The sequence below is a fragment of the Photobacterium frigidiphilum genome, from assembly GCF_003025615.1.
Lineage (GTDB): Bacteria > Pseudomonadota > Gammaproteobacteria > Enterobacterales > Vibrionaceae > Photobacterium > Photobacterium frigidiphilum.
Genome location: NZ_PYMJ01000018.1, coordinates 79,048 through 95,244, shown reverse-complemented (window position 1 = coordinate 95,244; position 16,197 = coordinate 79,048). Strand labels below are relative to the sequence as shown.

Genomic DNA, 16,197 nt, shown 5'->3' with positions numbered 1-16,197 from the left:
CGCTACGCCTTACCCAACACGTAGTATCTCTTCCTCTGCTAAAGGGAGGTCTGAGGCAATCCCTTTACAGAAATAAGCAAAATCGCGAAATACCATCGGTCGCCCAAAGTAGTAACCTTGTTGTAAATACACACCTTGTTCAGCTAAATATTCAGATTGCTCTTTTGTTTCAACACCTTCGGCAATCATTTCCATTCCGGCTTGTTTACCAAATGCAATAATCGAATCCAATAGAGATAATTTGATATCTGACGTGCCTATGTTTTCAACAAACATTTTATCAATTTTAATACTTCTAATATTTAGCTCTTGTATATAACTGAACCCACCATAACCCGTACCGGCATCATCCAACTTCACATCAATACCTTTATCTCTTAGGTATTCGATGACATCAAATGCCATTGTTAAATTGTTAAACGGCTTACGCTCGGTCACTTCAAAAGCTAACTGTGTCGCCTCTAATTTGGAGGATCTTAATAAATCGAGTGAACGATCAATAATTTCAATACTTTCTAATTGTTCAGGTACCACATTGATACTAATAATCTGCTTTGTGTTTTGCCAATTAAGCTTACCAATTTCATCAATTGCTTTTTTAATTAATTGTTCTGTTATGGGTAATATTTGACCACTTTTTTCTACGTATGGAATGAATTCCATGGGGGAAATCAATTCTTGCCCCGGTCGTTTCCAACGAGCAAGCATTTCGCAACCATACAAGGATTGGCTCGTTACATTCACAATAGGTTGATAATAAGGAATAAACTCTTTATTGACTAAACCTTGCTCAACCATTGAATGTAGTGACATTCTTCGTCGATCAAATAGTCGATGCATCGCAATAAATAGAACACCAATACCGCCCCCCAATAAAAATAAAGGTAACCATAATGCTTCTTTATATTTTGCTAATAATTCAGGCTTTACAAAAGTATCAATACGAAGATTATTCGCAAACTCAGAGCTCATTAATGGCTTTACTTCTAATAAAGAAGCGTCACCACGCCAAAACGATGCCGCCGGATGATCAGTTGAAGTTATTGAACTTAGTACACAATTATCACAATATTTATTTTTCAATATATCGGAAATCAACGGTTCCATATGGACCAGCATTGAGCCTCGTTTATCTTTCCACTCTACAACCAGTAGGTTTTCCTGATCACCTAATTCAGAGGTTACCCACAAAGAAAGATTTGTACTCAGCTGATCAATTAATGGTAACAGTTTACTTTCTGCACTTGCCCCTTTAAAACTTGTACACTGCTCGCCATCATTTGTTGTTAATGTAATACGGCGAATAAAGTAATCATTGTAAGCAACTTGTTGAATTTTATTTTCATCTAGAGCTTTACAATTAAATTGAAAATTATCAGAAATGCCTTTCATAATGGGATGATAATTATCCATTCGAAGCATATATGTATTAAGAAGATCTTTAGAATCAGAGCTGATCACATAAGAAAGTTGTACACGAGAAAAGAAGCTTGCAGATAACGAGAAGAGAAAAGCTAACCCTATCACGAGAGAGAGTGATAAAAATTCCATTCTACATTTTTTAAACCAATCATCGTTTTTAACACCTTTAACTCTCAATTTATTACTAACACACATAACTCTTGAACCTTCGTAATCATGCTTTACTTAACAAAGCACCATCGTCTCAATAACTTGTTAACGAATAACTATTGAGTTCAATCATAATAATTGATTCACTTTATTCACTCCAGCGTTGAGAAACAAGCGATTAATTTAATATGATGACGATATAGATCACGACTTTGATAATAAAATTTTCATCGAAAATAAAGTTACAACAATTGATGGTAACCATTTGATAAATATGAAAGTTAAAGGATTCTACAAAGGAATAACATAAGGGAATGCAGTGAATTTATTGACGATGGATCATACGAGAGAGGAATAGAAAGCGCTTAGAACAGCGCCTTATCTTTTAAAGAGCATCACGAGAGCGATCAATCCCTTTAGTACACTTCTTTTCTTTTACGATGATGAAGGCAGCACCGATAATAAAGGCTAAAACTAAAATGATTTCCATAAAACACCTTATAAGGTCGCAGTTATAAGTTACTAACATGGCTGTTAGTTAAGTTTATTTACTTTACCCCAAAGTTATTTGTAACAAAATATTTTAAAGAGGCAGGTAAAGATACCCCATTTCATTGAAATTTGCACGAAAAAACATCAATTTTAAGCAACGAAATTTAACATCCCTAATACAGCCCTTCAATTAAATGATACTAAACAACGTACAGGCTTCATCTGTATCAGATTGAATCCCAATATAATTATAGCTAAACATCACTTTTTGTTAGGAGAACTGTATTTATTAGCAGACCTACCCACGTGATTTCATTTTATGAATGTTAAAAAATCAGCATAACATTTGATTGTTATATCTTTTTTATATAATTACCGATGAAGAACCCTGTAACTTACTGTTACACAAAATATCATACTAAAACAAAATACGGCTTTCGCCGTATTTAAAATATTTATCAATGCGTGACTAATCATTTAACTCAATATCATAACCAGCGCTCTTGACCTGTAAAACTGACTGATAACCATGTTTCGCCCAAATCATCTGATAACTCATCCCAGATGATCTGACGTATATGGTCTTGCCGCTTTGTCGTCCATAATGAGTCATCTTTTACTAAGATATTAATCTCAAGGTCATATTGACGACCCGTCTTAGCAAGGTGGTGTGTATATCCATCAAAACGGTATGCTTTTGAGAGCCTTTCTATTGTACGATCTACATGACGTTGTGCTTTGTTTTGTGGTGCAACTAATAGCACCTCTTTTAAGTTACGACGTAACACTTTAATCGGTAATATTGAAGCTGCGATAGAAAGAGTTGAAACCAAGATCGGATCGATATAAGCGTTCCAGCGGGTATACCCCATAGAATCGAATATGAGCACTAAAATAAAACCCACCAAAATGGCTGCACTCAAAATCCCATCAACTAACCATTCTTGAGAGTCAACTTTAACGAGTTCTGAATCGACACTTTTAGCGATAGATGTTTCAACAAAATAAATACCAAAGCAGCATATTGTAGAAAGCACCGCATATATCAATGCATGTTCTAAGACGATTTCATGCCCACCATCAATAATGGTATTTACACCACTTATAAATGCAAATAGACAAGTAATTAAGATAAGTAAGCCATTAATTACATTAATCAGTGGCTCTATATGGGCATAACCAAATTGAAATTGTTTGTCATCAGGTTTTGTTACTAGATATGCAGTATAAAGACTTAACCCTGTCATCCCCATACTTAACAGTGAAAACATACCATCGAGTAAAATGGCGTTTGAATCAACATAAAGTCCGTAGCCAATACCTAAGCTTGCCACTAAAACAGTGCCAGCTAAAGATAACTTTAATGCCATTCGCTCTTTACTAATTTTACGACTAATCGTCATAAATTCCTCCAGCTAACTATCTTCATTGATAAAAAGAATAGTTGTTGTTCATAGTGTTACTCCACAGTAACACTAATTTTGCTTGTTAGTAAAATGTAACTGTATGTGGCACTTATACTATTTAAGCGTTAGATACATCATCTTTTTAGCATCGTGGGCTTTAATTATCTAACGCGATTGCACATTACGACTGTAGGTTATTTCGACTGCGAGCCATTACGACTGTAATACATCGTCTAGCCATTGGCTGAACTCTTTCTTTCTTAATCCCGTATTCAATACTGCTTGCTGCCTACCCTTTTTAAACACCATAACGGTAGGTACACCGCGAACTCTATACTTAGTCGCAATCGCTTTATTTTGTACACTATTAACACGTAAGAAACGTAGTTGTGACTGACGTTCAGAGGCTACTTTTTCAAAGATTGGTTTAAATGTATTACACGGCGAACAATTAGGCCCCCAAAATGCGACAACGACAGGCTTTGGGCTTAAAACCAATTTGTCGAAATTTTGCGTATTGGCCTCTACGGGTTTTCCATCAAGTAACGGTTTTCGGCAGTATTCACAAGAGACCGTATTAGACAGTGATTGCGGTGAGATCGCATTTGCTTTATTACAATGTGGGCAATCAACAGTAATTAACTTCATTTCTACTTCCATCACACTCGCCATCGCTGGGTATAAGTGCTTATTCATTTTATAATGCCTAGACAATACTGACCTTGTACAATCGCATCAAGTCTTTACTCCTCCAACCTCTGTAGTTCTATTCGCTCAAGGTCATTGTAGAAGGTAAGCAGTTTTGCTCGGCTAACATTGTATTTGAAATTATTGCTCTCACAAACGTCGACAGAATAATCTTGGGTTTTATGGTTTTTGGTTTTGTCGTATACACAAGTCGCTAACTGCTCACATGCCATATCTCTTTCTGTTCGAAGTAAAGCCCAATGATTAGAGAAATTCTTTAAAGCAAAATTGAGCTGGTTATAGTTTTCTGTTGTTATTTCTGGTTTTAATACCACCAATTCACGTTGCCTTTCATTAATAAATTGATCAAAGGAAACGGAAAGATTGGAGACAGAATGGCTATTGCATTCCTCTTTTATAAACTGACTCTGTTGGCTTAAAATATTATTTTCATGGGGTTGAGAGCTGCAAGCAACCAGAAAAAATGAGAATAAAAAAGAATATGCTTTCATAACACACCACAAATAGTTAAGAGCATCCAATGCCAAACCAAACTGATTTAATAAGTATCGACGATTTCTACTAAAAAGTATGATTTCCCTTAATGATTCTTACTTTTGTGGCAAAAATGTTAAATATTGAATCATTCACCATTCATCATAAACAGCTGTTATTGAACACGTTATTACTCCCAACTGCTAATAGGTAGCGCTATTTTCACCCTCTATTTAAGCTTCAATTTACTCACACAAAAAAACCGGAACCTTTCGATTCCGGTTATCTCGTTTTAACGATAGAGCTACTGTGTAGTTTCTACTATTTTGTGTTGAATATTTGTTCTGTTTCAAGCTGCGTCATTTGACGGATCTGACGCCAAACAAAGTAGAAGATCCCCATCATCATCAACATTGATGGAATCGCAATTACGGGATAACTCATCAATGTTAAACGACCTAGCTCTTCATTAAAGCCTGCAGTACCTGCAGGGCTAGTGACGATAACGGTGGCAAGTATGTAATTCATTACTGATGAAAAAACAAATGTGCTAGCAAACAAGTAGTTTGATTGCATTAAACAACGATCAAACTTTGCTTGCTGATTAGTTTCAGCAAGACGTTCTTTGATGGTCGGTAAATTAAGTACTTTCTCATTTAACAGTAACTTACTCACCACTGGATATTTAGTAAAAGTTGAAATGAACACACCAAGACCAATTAGGCCAGGGATAAATGCTTCTTTAATCGCTAGCCACTTGGTATCAAGTTCTAGCAGTCCGATACCACCTGTTAGTAACACGCTAACGAAGCCAAGTAACGAAATGAAATTGAATTTCTTATATCTAATGAGTTCATAACCACCAAATATAATCGGAAATGCTAATGCAACAACAAGTGCACCTACAGAACCAAGGTATTCATCACCACTCAACTTCATCAAAACCACAGAGGGAATGATAATGTTAAAGATTAAATCACTAAATGGGTTTGCTTTTTTTTCAGCCATAATCTCTTTCAAACGTTACTTAAACATTAATTCTTGCCCATTGTTCCGCTATTTTCACGCGCTGTAAAGAAGAAGAGCGTTACAAAGCATGAAGTACCTCTTTAAACGCATTATAAAATGGAGCAAAACACAGCATGAACGTTAGTCGATATCTAAGCTCTGTTGCCCTTTTAACATTGTAGCTGCAAAAATTAAAACGTGATAACTACTCGACTAAACGGTCTTTTTCAATAAAAACAATCGACATTTTTAGTCACATTCACTACCGTACTCAACAATTTCAATTCGGCTCAACATAGAAGTACTTTACGTTAATGACAGCATCTAATAACTCGCAACCATTATCACTTCGTGATGCATCCATCTTTAGTTTATTTTGGCGTTATACCTTGCCAACCATCGCCGCAATGCTTGTTACGGGCATTTATGTTGCCATCGATGGGATGTTTGTTGGGCATTTTATTGGTGAACAAGGGCTAGCGGCTATTATGCTTGGCTACCCTATTGGTTCAACGCTTTATGCCGTTGGTGCAATGATTGGTATGGGGGCGTCAGCGCTTGTATCTATAAAGTTAGGACAAAATGATACAGCACAAGCACGACAGATCGTCGGTAATGCACTTGTCCTAAGCATTCTGGCTTCGGCATTACTCAGTATTATCGGCCTTTTATATGGCCGTGATATTCTACTTTGGGTCGGCGCCGAAGGTCTGATTCTTGAAATGGCGTCCGATTACCTCTTCTGGTATTTCTTGATGGGATCATTTGCCGTTATCTCTATGGCGTTTTCATCACTTCTGCGAAATGACGGTCAACCCAAGCGTGTCACCTATATCATGATATTCGGTGGCGTATTAAACATCGTTTTAGATTGGTTGCTTATCGTAGTTTTTCCTTACGCCTTAACGGGTGCAGCTATTGCGACTATGCTCTCTCAAGCGGCAACTTGCCTACTTTGCTTACAACACTTTTTTAGCGATAAAAGCACACTACGTATTGGCTGGGATAGTATTCGCTTAAAACTTGATACCGTTATTCAGATTTTACAATTGGGTACTTCAAGTTTATTAATGTACTTATACTTATCAGTTGTACTGGTTCTGCACAATAAAGCATTTCTATGGGTTGGTGACGCAATTCATGTTGCTGCTTATGGCATCGTTAGCTATACAGAAGCTTTCTTCTATTTGATTTTTGAAGGCATTGCACTCGGCATTCAGCCCATCACTAGTTACAACACAGGTGCTGGGCTTCATGATCGCGTAATTCAAGCACGCAATATCGCATTCGGCGTAACACTCTTTATCGCAGCGATTGGTCTCTTGGTTATTTATGGCTTATCCGATTGGGTGGTATACCTATTTGCTGGAGATAACCCTACGCTTAAACCTGAAGCGATTAATGGTATGTACCGTTATTTCTGGGGATTACCAATGGAAGGATTATTACTTGTTGGTGCGACGTACTTCCAATCAATAAACAAAGCAAAAGAAGCATCGATACTCACCGGCGGTAAACTAATCTTCATTTCAGTTTTTATCTTCGTACTAGCTAAATATTTTGGTGTAAATGGTGTTTGGGTTGCCTTGCCTATTTGCAGCGCAATACTGACAAGCTGGATGATTTACGCGTTAAAGAAACAGTAAAAATAAGTGTCGATATTACGAGCAACATACCGAAGCAATCGTTTCGCTGTTCGTAATATCGGTAAAATCTTGCGTAAAACTGAATTAGGCGCAACAAAAACATGATGTTGCTCACGTTTCGTTAGTAAGCTACAAAATACTAATTTTCAACGACGACTGAATGCGTATTATCAGCGTCATCTTTGTCGACTCTGAGTAGTTATCGATGTTTAAAAAAACGCTTATTGCTGTATCACTGGCTGCTACAACCCTTGCTAGCACGTCTGCATTGGCTCTAGAAAAAGTAGATTTATTAATTAAAAATGCAACGGTTCTAACCATGAACGAAGACAGAACTGTTTTTGAACAAGGCCTTGTTGCAGTTAAAGGTAATAAAATCGTTGCGGTAACGAATGGTAAAGATGTAGAAGACTATCAAGCAAAAACAACAATTGATGCTGATGGCGATATCGTAATGCCAGGGCTAATTAATACTCACACCCACGTTTCTATGACAGTATTTCGTTCGCTAGCTGATGATGTGCCAGATCGTCTACACCGTTATATTTTCCCATTAGAAAAGAAACTAGTGTCGCGTGATATGGTCCGTATTGGCGCACAATTGGGTAACGTTGAAATGGTAAAAGGTGGCGTAACCACATACGCTGACATGTACTATTTTGAAGATGAAGTAGCAAAAACAGTCGATAAAATTGGCATGCGCGCTATCTTAGGTGAATCGGTTATCAAGTTCCCTGTTGCTGATGCGGCGAATGCTGAAGAAGGCATTCAGTACGCACTGAACTTTATTGAGGAATATAAAGACCACCCTCGTATTACACCGGCTTTTGCCCCTCACGCACCTTATACAAATACCACTGAAATACTTCAAAAAATCACAAAACTATCATTAGAACATGATGTACCTGTAATGATTCATTTAGCTGAATCTGATCGTGAAAATGAAGTTATTGCAAAGCGCAGTGGTGGTAAATCACCTGTTGCTTACATGGCTGACATTGGCGCTTTAACGCCTAACCTTATTGGTGCGCATGTCATCAATGTCGACGACAATGACATCGCTTTACTCAAAAAGCATGATGTAGGTGTTGCACATAATATGAGTGCAAATATCAAATCAGCTAAAGGCGTTGCACCCGTTATTAAAATGCAAGAGCAAGGTATTCGTGTTGGTTTAGGTACTGATGGCCCTATGTCTGGTAACACATTAAGCACGATTGATGAATTTAACCAAGTAGCAAAAGTGCATAAATTGGTTAATCATGATCGTGCCGCAATGCCACCACTTAACGTTATTGAAATGGCGACAATTGGTGCAGCCCGTGCACTGCATATGGAAGACACCATTGGATCTCTTGAAAATGGTAAGCTTGCAGATATTATCGTCATTGATACTAAAGCACCTAATATGGTCCCTGTTTACAATCCATATTCTGCTTTAGTTTACTCTGCGTATGCGACTAACGTAAAACACACTATCGTTGACGGTAAAGTGTTAATGGAAGATCGTAATATGTTGACCGTAGATGAAACTGCTATTCGTAAAGAAGCATTAGAATTTGCCGACAAGGTACGTAAAACAGTTGTAGAAAGCGGTGAAGTGGTTCAGTAACCCTCTTACTCACTCTGACAACAAATGGTCATAGAGTAATGACGATAAATAAAAAAGAGCCTGCTGGCTCTTTTTTATTATATAACGCACAAGAACTTAGATAACACCTAGCTCACGTAAACGCTCCATCAAGTATTCATTCGCTGTATAGCGCTCAGATAGAATGACTTCTGGTTTAGGGTGAAGGAACAAAGGCAAAGAAATACGTGATTTGGTTTTATCTGCACCGTCAGGGTTCACTACGCGGTGTGTTGTCGATGGGAAGTAACCACCAGATGCCTCTTGCAGCATGTCACCAATGTTGATGATCAAATTACCAAAATCACACGGTACATCCAACCAATCACCTTCTTTAGATTTAACTTGAAGGCCTGGCTCATTTGCAGCAGGTAAAATAGTCAATAAGTTGATATCTTCATGCGCGCCGGCACGAATTGCACCCAACTCTTCATCCCCTTTTAACGGTGGATAATGAAGTACACGCAATAACGTTTGAGAACTACCTTCAACCATACTTGAAAGAGGCTGAGAGTATTTTTTAGCGACATCTTCTGGAGAGTGCTTTTCTACCCAAGACAATAGCTCGCCTGCGAGTTTATTAGCTTCATCATAGTAGTTTTGCAGCTCTTCTTTTAACGCTTCTGGGCACTGCCCCCAAGGATAATAGTGGAAGTATTCCTTTATATCTTTTTGGGTATGACCTTTTGCCGTTTCAGAAATTTCGGAAGGGAAAAAACCATCTTGAGTTTCTACATTGAAACGAAAATCATCTTTGTTTTCACTAGCGAAAAAGTTATACCAATTTTCATAAATAGCACTAACAAGTTTCTGTTGAATCGGGTGGTTTTTCAACACACCAAATCCAGTATTTCGTAGAGACTCAACAAAAAGTTCTTCGGCATTATCTGCCGTATAATCTACCGCTTCCAATTTCATAGTATTTTCTTTCTTTGGCTGACTTTATAGGTATATGTGTACACTTTATCTACAACAAATGTTACACAATTTTTTAATTAAATGAATTCTATTGGCTAACAAACAGAGTGACAAGGCCAAACAAGTAAGATTTTAGGAAACAGTCTGTTTACATCAAGAAACAAACACTTCTAAACAGACAAACGTTTGCTTTACAGCCACATCACTGAAGTGAATAAACATTAAATCTGACAAATCATTATGTTAAGCAATATGTATATAAAATGAAAAAACCCTACATAATACGTAGGGCACGATAGCAAATAGCCATAGAATTACATCCAAATCACAATGATAAAACCAATGTAGAATGTCTTAATACTTATAGATCCCGCATTAAAATTTCAAACTCTTCTTCAGCTTGCTCGATCAACAGTGATAGCTCTCTTGCATCAGCGTTTGATAATTCTAAATGCCAGTTAACATCATTACTGCTCACACTATTTCGACAAACAAGCCCTGTTTTTTTACCCGAAGAGCTAAACAATAGTTGAGCAAATTCTGCCTGCATCTTATCATTTCCCTCTTCAATACTGACTTCTAGTACACCTGTGGGAATGACGCGTATATTGGCGTGGCGGGCTCTGCTATCAAGTAAAATGAATTCTCGAGATTCAGCTAACATATTCCTCTCTCCAAGTTGAGTTATGCCTAACCTATCAAGGCACCTTAAGTGTAGTGAAAATCAGGCATGCTCAATAAATATTCACAATAAATACACATATATTCCTCACAAAAATGGACTGCAATTACATTGTAAGACAAAGAATCTAAGACTTTTATGCAGTAGCAAAATTCTATGTTTGAGTGATATAGTCAGAAGAATATAAAAGGAAGTAAGTAACTATGATTGATTTTCGCTCAGACACAGTAACACGCCCATCAGCTTCAATGCTGGAAACAATGATGAAAGCCCCTGTAGGCGATGATGTATATGGTGATGACCCTACAGTGAATGATTTGGAACAGTGGACAGCAGAACGCCACGGCTTTGAAGCAGCTATTTTTTGTAGCTCAGGTACGCAAGCAAACTTGTTAGGTTTAATGGCACATTGTGAACGTGGTGATGAGTACCTTTGCGGTCAGCAAGCACACAATTATAAGTTTGAAGGTGGTGGTGCAGCGGTATTAGGTTCTATTCAACCACAACCTATCGAAAATGAAAAAGACGGTTCAATTTCTATTGATAAACTAAGAGCTGCAATTAAACCAATAGATCCTCACTTTGCGCGCACCACCCTACTCAGCCTTGAAAATACCATTAATGGTAAAGTACTGCCGTTATCATATTTGAAAGAAGCGCGTGAATTTGTCAATCAGCACGGCTTAAAATTGCATTTAGATGGCGCTCGCGTATATAACGCATCGGTGGCATTAGATGTAGACATCAAAGAGATCTCGCAACACTTCGATTCAATGACAATCTGTTTATCAAAAGGGTTAGGTGCTCCTATTGGGTCATTGCTACTAGGCAACCATGAGCTAATAGCCAAAGCACGTCGTTGGAGAAAAGTATTAGGTGGCGGTATGCGCCAAGCTGGTATTTTAGCGGCAGCAGGAAAAATAGCCCTTACTGAAAATGTAACTAGTCTGGCAGACGATCATGCCAACGCTCGTTATCTTGCACAAGAATTAGCAAAAGTTGATGGCTTTTCAGTTAATCTTGAACATGTTCAAACGAATATGCTTTTTGCCAAGGTTGACTCAACTATCGATCAACAGCAGTTAGTTGATAACTTAAAAGAGCAAGGTATTTTATTTAGCGCAGGTAACCCTATGCGTTTAGTCACTCATTTAGATATAAGCCGATCAGACATTGATACGTTTATAACGGCGTTAAAACGCGCTTTATAATGCAATAATAACCTAAGAAGTGAGCATTACGTTCTAAAATCGGTATGCAATGCTCACATTAGATAAAGCGTGCCTTGCTTTTACTTCATCATCAATTCGCGTTGGAACTACAAGCCTTAATCCCAGCTCCCATTGATGATAATTCACCACCGTACCCACATGTGAATTAAAACCAAAGCCAGAACTTGAAAAATCTGTTTTATCTCCATTTATATTCTTTACATCGCCATCTGAATATAAATAGTTAACACCTGCCCCAATCTCTACTCGCCAGCTTCGACATGAGCCACACAGTTTTTTATGACCCCATTGATAAAATAATACGGGTGTTAAAGATGCGGAATAACCTTCAAGTTCACCATCAACAAAGTCACTGCTTTTATCATCATAATCTAACTTGAAATAACGAGCATTTATTTCAGTGTGGTATCCCCAACGCGTTTCATCATTAAAATAATAAGGAGATTGAATCAAAGTGATTAATGGTGATATTGAAGATGAAGATTTAAATTTAACGTCTTCTAGCGTATTTCCATCTGAGATTTCAACACTTCCCGTCCCACTTGCTATACCAAGCTTAAACGTTGGCATACGGAATATTGTCGCAAGATCCATTGCGGCAACTGACTGTAACGGGCTGAGTAGAATCGTACCAACACATAACAATTCCAATTTTTTCATATGCAATTCCTTCAGCATAAAAAACTTGCGGCAACATTCAAATTTGAAATTAACCAGCTGATACCGATCATCTAATAGAAATTAATACCTTTATTATCTTAGTACTAGAACATGACATACAAGACAACAAAAATCCCTAATCAATTATAGCCTTAATGCGAAATAGTGATAGACAACCCAAATTTACCAGTGGTAACAATTAAAAAAAGCTGGATCAAATGACCCAGCTTTTCGATGTTAAACACTCGAATACAAACGAGGTATTACGTAAATAACGCACCATTAATCATAAGGTGCGCAACAATACTGAGCACATACCCTATTGCGATAACAGGCATCCATTTTAAATGCCCAAAAAAAGTGTATTTGCCATGAGCTGCACCCATTAAGGCCACGCCAGCCGCCGAACCAATCGACAGTAAACTTCCCCCCACTCCAGCGGTTAATGTTACAAGCAACCAATTACCTATCGACATATCAGGCATCATGGTTAACACCGCAAACATAACGGGAATGTTATCAACAATGGCAGACAGAATACCGACAACAATATTCGCCCAAATTGGATTCCATTCTGAATACATAACCTCAGATACTGATCCCAAATACCCTAATAAGCTTAAGCCACCAACACACATTACAACGCCATAGAAAAACAGTAATGTATCCCACTCGGCATGAGAAACACGCTTAAATACATCAAAAGGAACCACCGACCCTAATCGTTTAAGTGCAGCGTCATCATGCACTTCTAACGCATGCGCTTTTTTCTTTGCCAGCGAACTTGGTAACGTCTTGCGCAAGAAAAAACCAAAGAACTGTAAATACGCCAATCCCATCATCATGCCTATTACTGGCGGGAAATGTAGTACACCATGGAAGGCCACAGCCGTTGCAATAGTTAATAAGAATAAAAATACAATACGACGCGCACCACGTTTCAATTCGACATGTTCGCTTAAGGCATCAGGTTGAATTTTAGGTACGAAGAAAGACATAATAAATGCAGGAACAACGTAGTTCACAACAGAAGGAATAAACAACGCTAAAAATTCATTGAAAGACACCAACCCTGCTTGCCAAACCATTAAAGTTGTAATATCACCAAATGGGCTAAACGCACCACCAGCATTAGCGGCTACAACAATATTAATACACGCGAGGTTAATAAATTTAGTATTGGTTCCACCGACTTTCATCACTACGGCGCACATTAACAGCGCAGTCGTTAAGTTATCTGCTATCGGTGAAATAAAGAAAGAGAGAATACCGGTAAGCCAAAATAAAGTGCGAAGATTAAACCCTTTACTCACCATCCAAGCCTGTAAAGCATCGAATAAACGACGTTCCTCCATTGCGCTGATATACGTCATTGCCACTAAAAGGAACAACAGTAATTCTGAGTATTCAAGTAAGTTATGCTCTAACGCTGCTTTTGCGACATCAATTTGCCCTTGTTGCTGAAATACATAACCAATCAACATCCAAATTAAGCCAGCAGCAAGTAAAACAGGCTTTGATTTACGTAATTGTAAATACTCTTCCCCCATAACCAAGCAATAAGCTAAACCAAAAATAACCAGTGAAGCATAACCAATTGTTGATTGTGTTAAATCAATTGAAGAATCAACCGCAAATGCCGGAGATGCAAAAGCTATCCCCAAAATGATAAATATAAAAGCTCGGATTTTCATATCTGCTCTCAACTCCCTGAGAAATACTAACTAGTTAAATTCTACATAAATATATATTTCATTAACGTGAGGTAAACCTGCAAGCTACAAAACACTTACACACCCAATTACATCAAAAACGACAATTTTGTATGCTTTTTGCATACCACTATGATAAATCTACCCTTATGACTTAACTATTTACCAAAATTTGAGCCAAACTATTTATTAGATGAAATAGTTAAATGACGCAGAGGAAGGACAGGCTTATGACAGAAATAAGCTATTGGTTAGATGGAGTTAAAATTTGGTTTCAACCCAATCAAAGTCAAAATATTAAAATACTTATCGATCATGTAAACCTAGTACCTAGCACTCTTTTTGAAAATGTTGATTCAGATATGAATAGTGAGGCTCTTGCATACTGGTTTGACGCTTGCCAACGTTTAAGTCTCTATTACCAAGATCAAGGCGATCCAGAGAAAGCATTTTCCTATCTACAATTTGCGTATGCCAAATTACAAGGAATGATATGTCACCCTTCACACAGTGATGATATCAAACGTTGGAGCCTTAAAAAAATAGACCGTATGATCGTAGTAATGATGGAATTTTGCCAAGTTCAGCAAGAAAATAAATGGCAGCAAGAAAGTATTCAGCTCATCAACCTACACGTTACTTTTATGGAGGGTCAAAACAATTTAAATCTTGTCTATCGTAATGATTAAACCAATTTCGTAAATTTATCTTACAGTTCGCAAGATTTTACTAAGCTAGAAGTAGCACTAATGAATTGCTACTTAAGGAAAATAGAGCAATGATAAAAACGACTCTTTTAAAACATCTCTCTCTATTTACTCTTTTCACGATGGCCAGCCTACCGTTCTCGGCAAGCGCTGATGTTTTACCTTCACCTCCCGTTATTAATGCAAAAGCTTGGCTATTAATGAGCTATGAATCTGGCCAAGTTATCGCAAGTTTTAATGAGAACGAACCATTAGCCCCTGCCAGCTTAACCAAAATAATGACGTCGTACGTGGTGGGTAAAGAAATAAACGCAGGGCATATCAATAATGATGATCTTGTGATCATCAGTGAGAATGCTTGGGGTAAAAAATTTCCTGGTTCATCTAAGATGTTTTTAAACATTGGCGATAATGTGACTGTCGACCAACTCAATAAGGGCGTGATTATCTCGTCGGGTAATGATGCTACCGTCGCATTAGCCGAACATGTTGCGGGTCACCAAGCGGCTTTTATTGAAATGATGAATCGTCAGGCTGAAGTCATTGGCATGCAAAACACCTATTTCACTAACCCACATGGTTTAGATGCTGACGAACAATTCACAACCGCCTATGACATGGCGATTTTAACCAGAGCACTAATCAAAGATTTACCAGAGATGTACGGACTATTTAAGGAAAAGTCATTCACCTTTCAGGATATAAAACAAGGAAATAGAAACGGACTTCTATGGGATACCACACTAAATGTAGACGGCGTGAAAACAGGCCATACCTCGAAAGCTGGCTACAGTTTAGTGTCATCAGCGGAACAAAGCGGCCAACGATTCATTGCCGTAGTAATGGGTACTAAAAGTACAGGCACAAGACGTTCAGAAAGTAAAAAATTACTCACTTGGGGATTTCGCTTCTATCAAGACCTTACTCCTACATTTGATGGTAAAGAGTTAGAGCCAATAAAAGTATGGTACGGATCGCCGTCAAAAGTGTCGGTTGAATTAGGTGATGGTGGCGTAATCACAGTTCCTCGCCGACAACGTAAGAACCTTGAACATAAAGTATTTTATAATAGTAACCTTGAAGCCCCGATCTCTAAAGGCGAACAAGTCGGTAAAATCGAATGGTACTTAGATGAAGAAATACTCATCGTTCAACCTATTCTTGCGTTAGAAGATGTTGTAGAAGCCCCTTGGTATGGCGCAGCCGTTGACACAATCTGGCGACCAATTAGCCAATGGTTTTCAACTCAAGACTGGGAACCAGAAAAATAGCCAAACGCACATTACGTCTAACGACTCACTTAAAATGACGAATGCCACCCAGTTTTATCAATTAACTGGGTGGCATAGA

General features: G+C 37.9%; 14 protein-coding genes. 5 read left to right on the top strand and 9 right to left on the bottom strand.

Annotated elements, in window-relative coordinates; translation table 11 throughout:
- Positions 1-9: 9 nt before the first annotated feature.
- From C9J12_RS17170 to C9J12_RS17150, 5 genes are all read right to left on the bottom strand, one after another.
- Positions 10-1,551, bottom strand: a complete 1,542-nt coding sequence (locus C9J12_RS17170; RefSeq protein ID WP_227876386.1) for an EAL domain-containing protein — start codon at positions 1,549-1,551, stop codon at positions 10-12.
- A 1,001-nt stretch (positions 1,552-2,552) separates the two neighbouring features.
- A complete protein-coding gene (locus tag C9J12_RS17165; protein ID WP_011220906.1) occupies positions 2,553-3,467 on the bottom strand; it encodes a cation diffusion facilitator family transporter in 915 nt (304 codons plus the stop codon).
- Between the two features lie 216 nt (positions 3,468-3,683).
- On the bottom strand, positions 3,684-4,166 hold the full coding sequence (trxC, locus tag C9J12_RS17160) for a thioredoxin TrxC (protein WP_227876385.1): 483 nt from the start codon (positions 4,164-4,166) through the stop codon (positions 3,684-3,686).
- A gap of 47 nt (positions 4,167-4,213) precedes the next feature.
- Positions 4,214-4,669 (bottom strand): hypothetical protein, encoded by a 456-nt coding sequence (locus C9J12_RS17155; RefSeq protein WP_107243825.1) that lies wholly within the window; start codon positions 4,667-4,669, stop codon positions 4,214-4,216.
- Positions 4,670-4,973: 304 nt separating this feature from the next.
- The gene (locus C9J12_RS17150) at positions 4,974-5,660 is read right to left on the bottom strand and encodes a VC0807 family protein (RefSeq protein ID WP_006229656.1); all 687 of its coding nucleotides are present in this window, start codon (positions 5,658-5,660) and stop codon (positions 4,974-4,976) included.
- Between the two features lie 314 nt (positions 5,661-5,974).
- Between C9J12_RS17150 and C9J12_RS17145 the strand changes: the two genes are divergently transcribed.
- Both C9J12_RS17145 and C9J12_RS17140 read left to right on the top strand, forming a co-directional pair.
- Entirely contained in the window at positions 5,975-7,306 is a 1,332-nt protein-coding gene (locus tag C9J12_RS17145; RefSeq protein WP_107243824.1) for an MATE family efflux transporter, read from the top strand.
- Between the two features lie 205 nt (positions 7,307-7,511).
- Complete coding sequence (locus C9J12_RS17140; RefSeq protein WP_107243823.1) at positions 7,512-8,918, top strand: amidohydrolase; 1,407 nt, start codon at positions 7,512-7,514, stop codon at positions 8,916-8,918.
- A gap of 96 nt (positions 8,919-9,014) precedes the next feature.
- Here C9J12_RS17140 and C9J12_RS17135 read toward each other — a convergent pair whose 3' ends face one another.
- Together C9J12_RS17135 and C9J12_RS17130 are read right to left on the bottom strand one after the other, a co-directional pair.
- Positions 9,015-9,854, bottom strand: coding sequence for an isopenicillin N synthase family dioxygenase (locus C9J12_RS17135; protein WP_107243822.1), 840 nt, complete (start codon positions 9,852-9,854; stop codon positions 9,015-9,017).
- Positions 9,855-10,215: 361 nt separating this feature from the next.
- A complete protein-coding gene (locus tag C9J12_RS17130) occupies positions 10,216-10,518 on the bottom strand; it encodes a hypothetical protein (RefSeq protein WP_107243821.1) in 303 nt (100 codons plus the stop codon).
- Between the two features lie 221 nt (positions 10,519-10,739).
- Between C9J12_RS17130 and ltaE the strand changes: the two genes are divergently transcribed.
- Positions 10,740-11,747, top strand: a complete 1,008-nt coding sequence (gene ltaE / locus C9J12_RS17125) for a low-specificity L-threonine aldolase (protein ID WP_107243820.1) — start codon at positions 10,740-10,742, stop codon at positions 11,745-11,747.
- Between the two features lie 33 nt (positions 11,748-11,780).
- Here ltaE and C9J12_RS17120 read toward each other — a convergent pair whose 3' ends face one another.
- Together C9J12_RS17120 and nhaD are read right to left on the bottom strand one after the other, a co-directional pair.
- Positions 11,781-12,428 carry a hypothetical protein gene (locus C9J12_RS17120; RefSeq protein WP_107243819.1) on the bottom strand — a complete coding sequence of 216 codons (648 nt, stop codon included), beginning with the start codon at positions 12,426-12,428 and terminating at the stop codon, positions 11,781-11,783.
- Positions 12,429-12,691: 263 nt separating this feature from the next.
- Positions 12,692-14,122, bottom strand: coding sequence for a sodium:proton antiporter NhaD (gene nhaD / locus C9J12_RS17115; RefSeq protein ID WP_107243818.1), 1,431 nt, complete (start codon positions 14,120-14,122; stop codon positions 12,692-12,694).
- A 248-nt stretch (positions 14,123-14,370) separates the two neighbouring features.
- Here nhaD and C9J12_RS17110 point away from each other — a divergent pair, with 248 nt between their 5' ends.
- Entirely contained in the window at positions 14,371-14,829 is a 459-nt protein-coding gene (locus C9J12_RS17110; protein WP_107243817.1) for a hypothetical protein, read from the top strand.
- 89 nt (positions 14,830-14,918) lie between these two features.
- On the top strand, positions 14,919-16,118 hold the full coding sequence (locus C9J12_RS17105; protein WP_107243816.1) for a D-alanyl-D-alanine carboxypeptidase family protein: 1,200 nt from the start codon (positions 14,919-14,921) through the stop codon (positions 16,116-16,118).
- Positions 16,119-16,197 lie beyond the last annotated feature (79 nt).

What these genes read in the sequence shown, in the direction of transcription:
- C9J12_RS17165 (WP_011220906.1), bottom strand. Translation starts at nt 3,467, where the DNA reads ATGACGATTAGTCGTAAAATTAGTAAAGAGCGAATGGCATTAAAGTTA.
- nhaD (WP_107243818.1), bottom strand. Translation starts at nt 14,122, where the DNA reads ATGAAAATCCGAGCTTTTATATTTATCATTTTGGGGATAGCTTTTGCA.
- C9J12_RS17105 (WP_107243816.1), top strand. Translation starts at nt 14,919, where the DNA reads ATGATAAAAACGACTCTTTTAAAACATCTCTCTCTATTTACTCTTTTC.
- C9J12_RS17155 (WP_107243825.1), bottom strand. Translation starts at nt 4,669, where the DNA reads ATGAAAGCATATTCTTTTTTATTCTCATTTTTTCTGGTTGCTTGCAGC.
- C9J12_RS17145 (WP_107243824.1), top strand. Translation starts at nt 5,975, where the DNA reads ATGACAGCATCTAATAACTCGCAACCATTATCACTTCGTGATGCATCC.
- C9J12_RS17110 (WP_107243817.1), top strand. Translation starts at nt 14,371, where the DNA reads ATGACAGAAATAAGCTATTGGTTAGATGGAGTTAAAATTTGGTTTCAA.
- C9J12_RS17150 (WP_006229656.1), bottom strand. Translation starts at nt 5,660, where the DNA reads ATGGCTGAAAAAAAAGCAAACCCATTTAGTGATTTAATCTTTAACATT.
- C9J12_RS17120 (WP_107243819.1), bottom strand. Translation starts at nt 12,428, where the DNA reads ATGAAAAAATTGGAATTGTTATGTGTTGGTACGATTCTACTCAGCCCG.
- C9J12_RS17140 (WP_107243823.1), top strand. Translation starts at nt 7,512, where the DNA reads ATGTTTAAAAAAACGCTTATTGCTGTATCACTGGCTGCTACAACCCTT.
- C9J12_RS17135 (WP_107243822.1), bottom strand. Translation starts at nt 9,854, where the DNA reads ATGAAATTGGAAGCGGTAGATTATACGGCAGATAATGCCGAAGAACTT.
- trxC (WP_227876385.1), bottom strand. Translation starts at nt 4,166, where the DNA reads ATGAATAAGCACTTATACCCAGCGATGGCGAGTGTGATGGAAGTAGAA.
- C9J12_RS17170 (WP_227876386.1), bottom strand. Translation starts at nt 1,551, where the DNA reads ATGGAATTTTTATCACTCTCTCTCGTGATAGGGTTAGCTTTTCTCTTC.
- C9J12_RS17130 (WP_107243821.1), bottom strand. Translation starts at nt 10,518, where the DNA reads ATGTTAGCTGAATCTCGAGAATTCATTTTACTTGATAGCAGAGCCCGC.
- ltaE (WP_107243820.1), top strand. Translation starts at nt 10,740, where the DNA reads ATGATTGATTTTCGCTCAGACACAGTAACACGCCCATCAGCTTCAATG.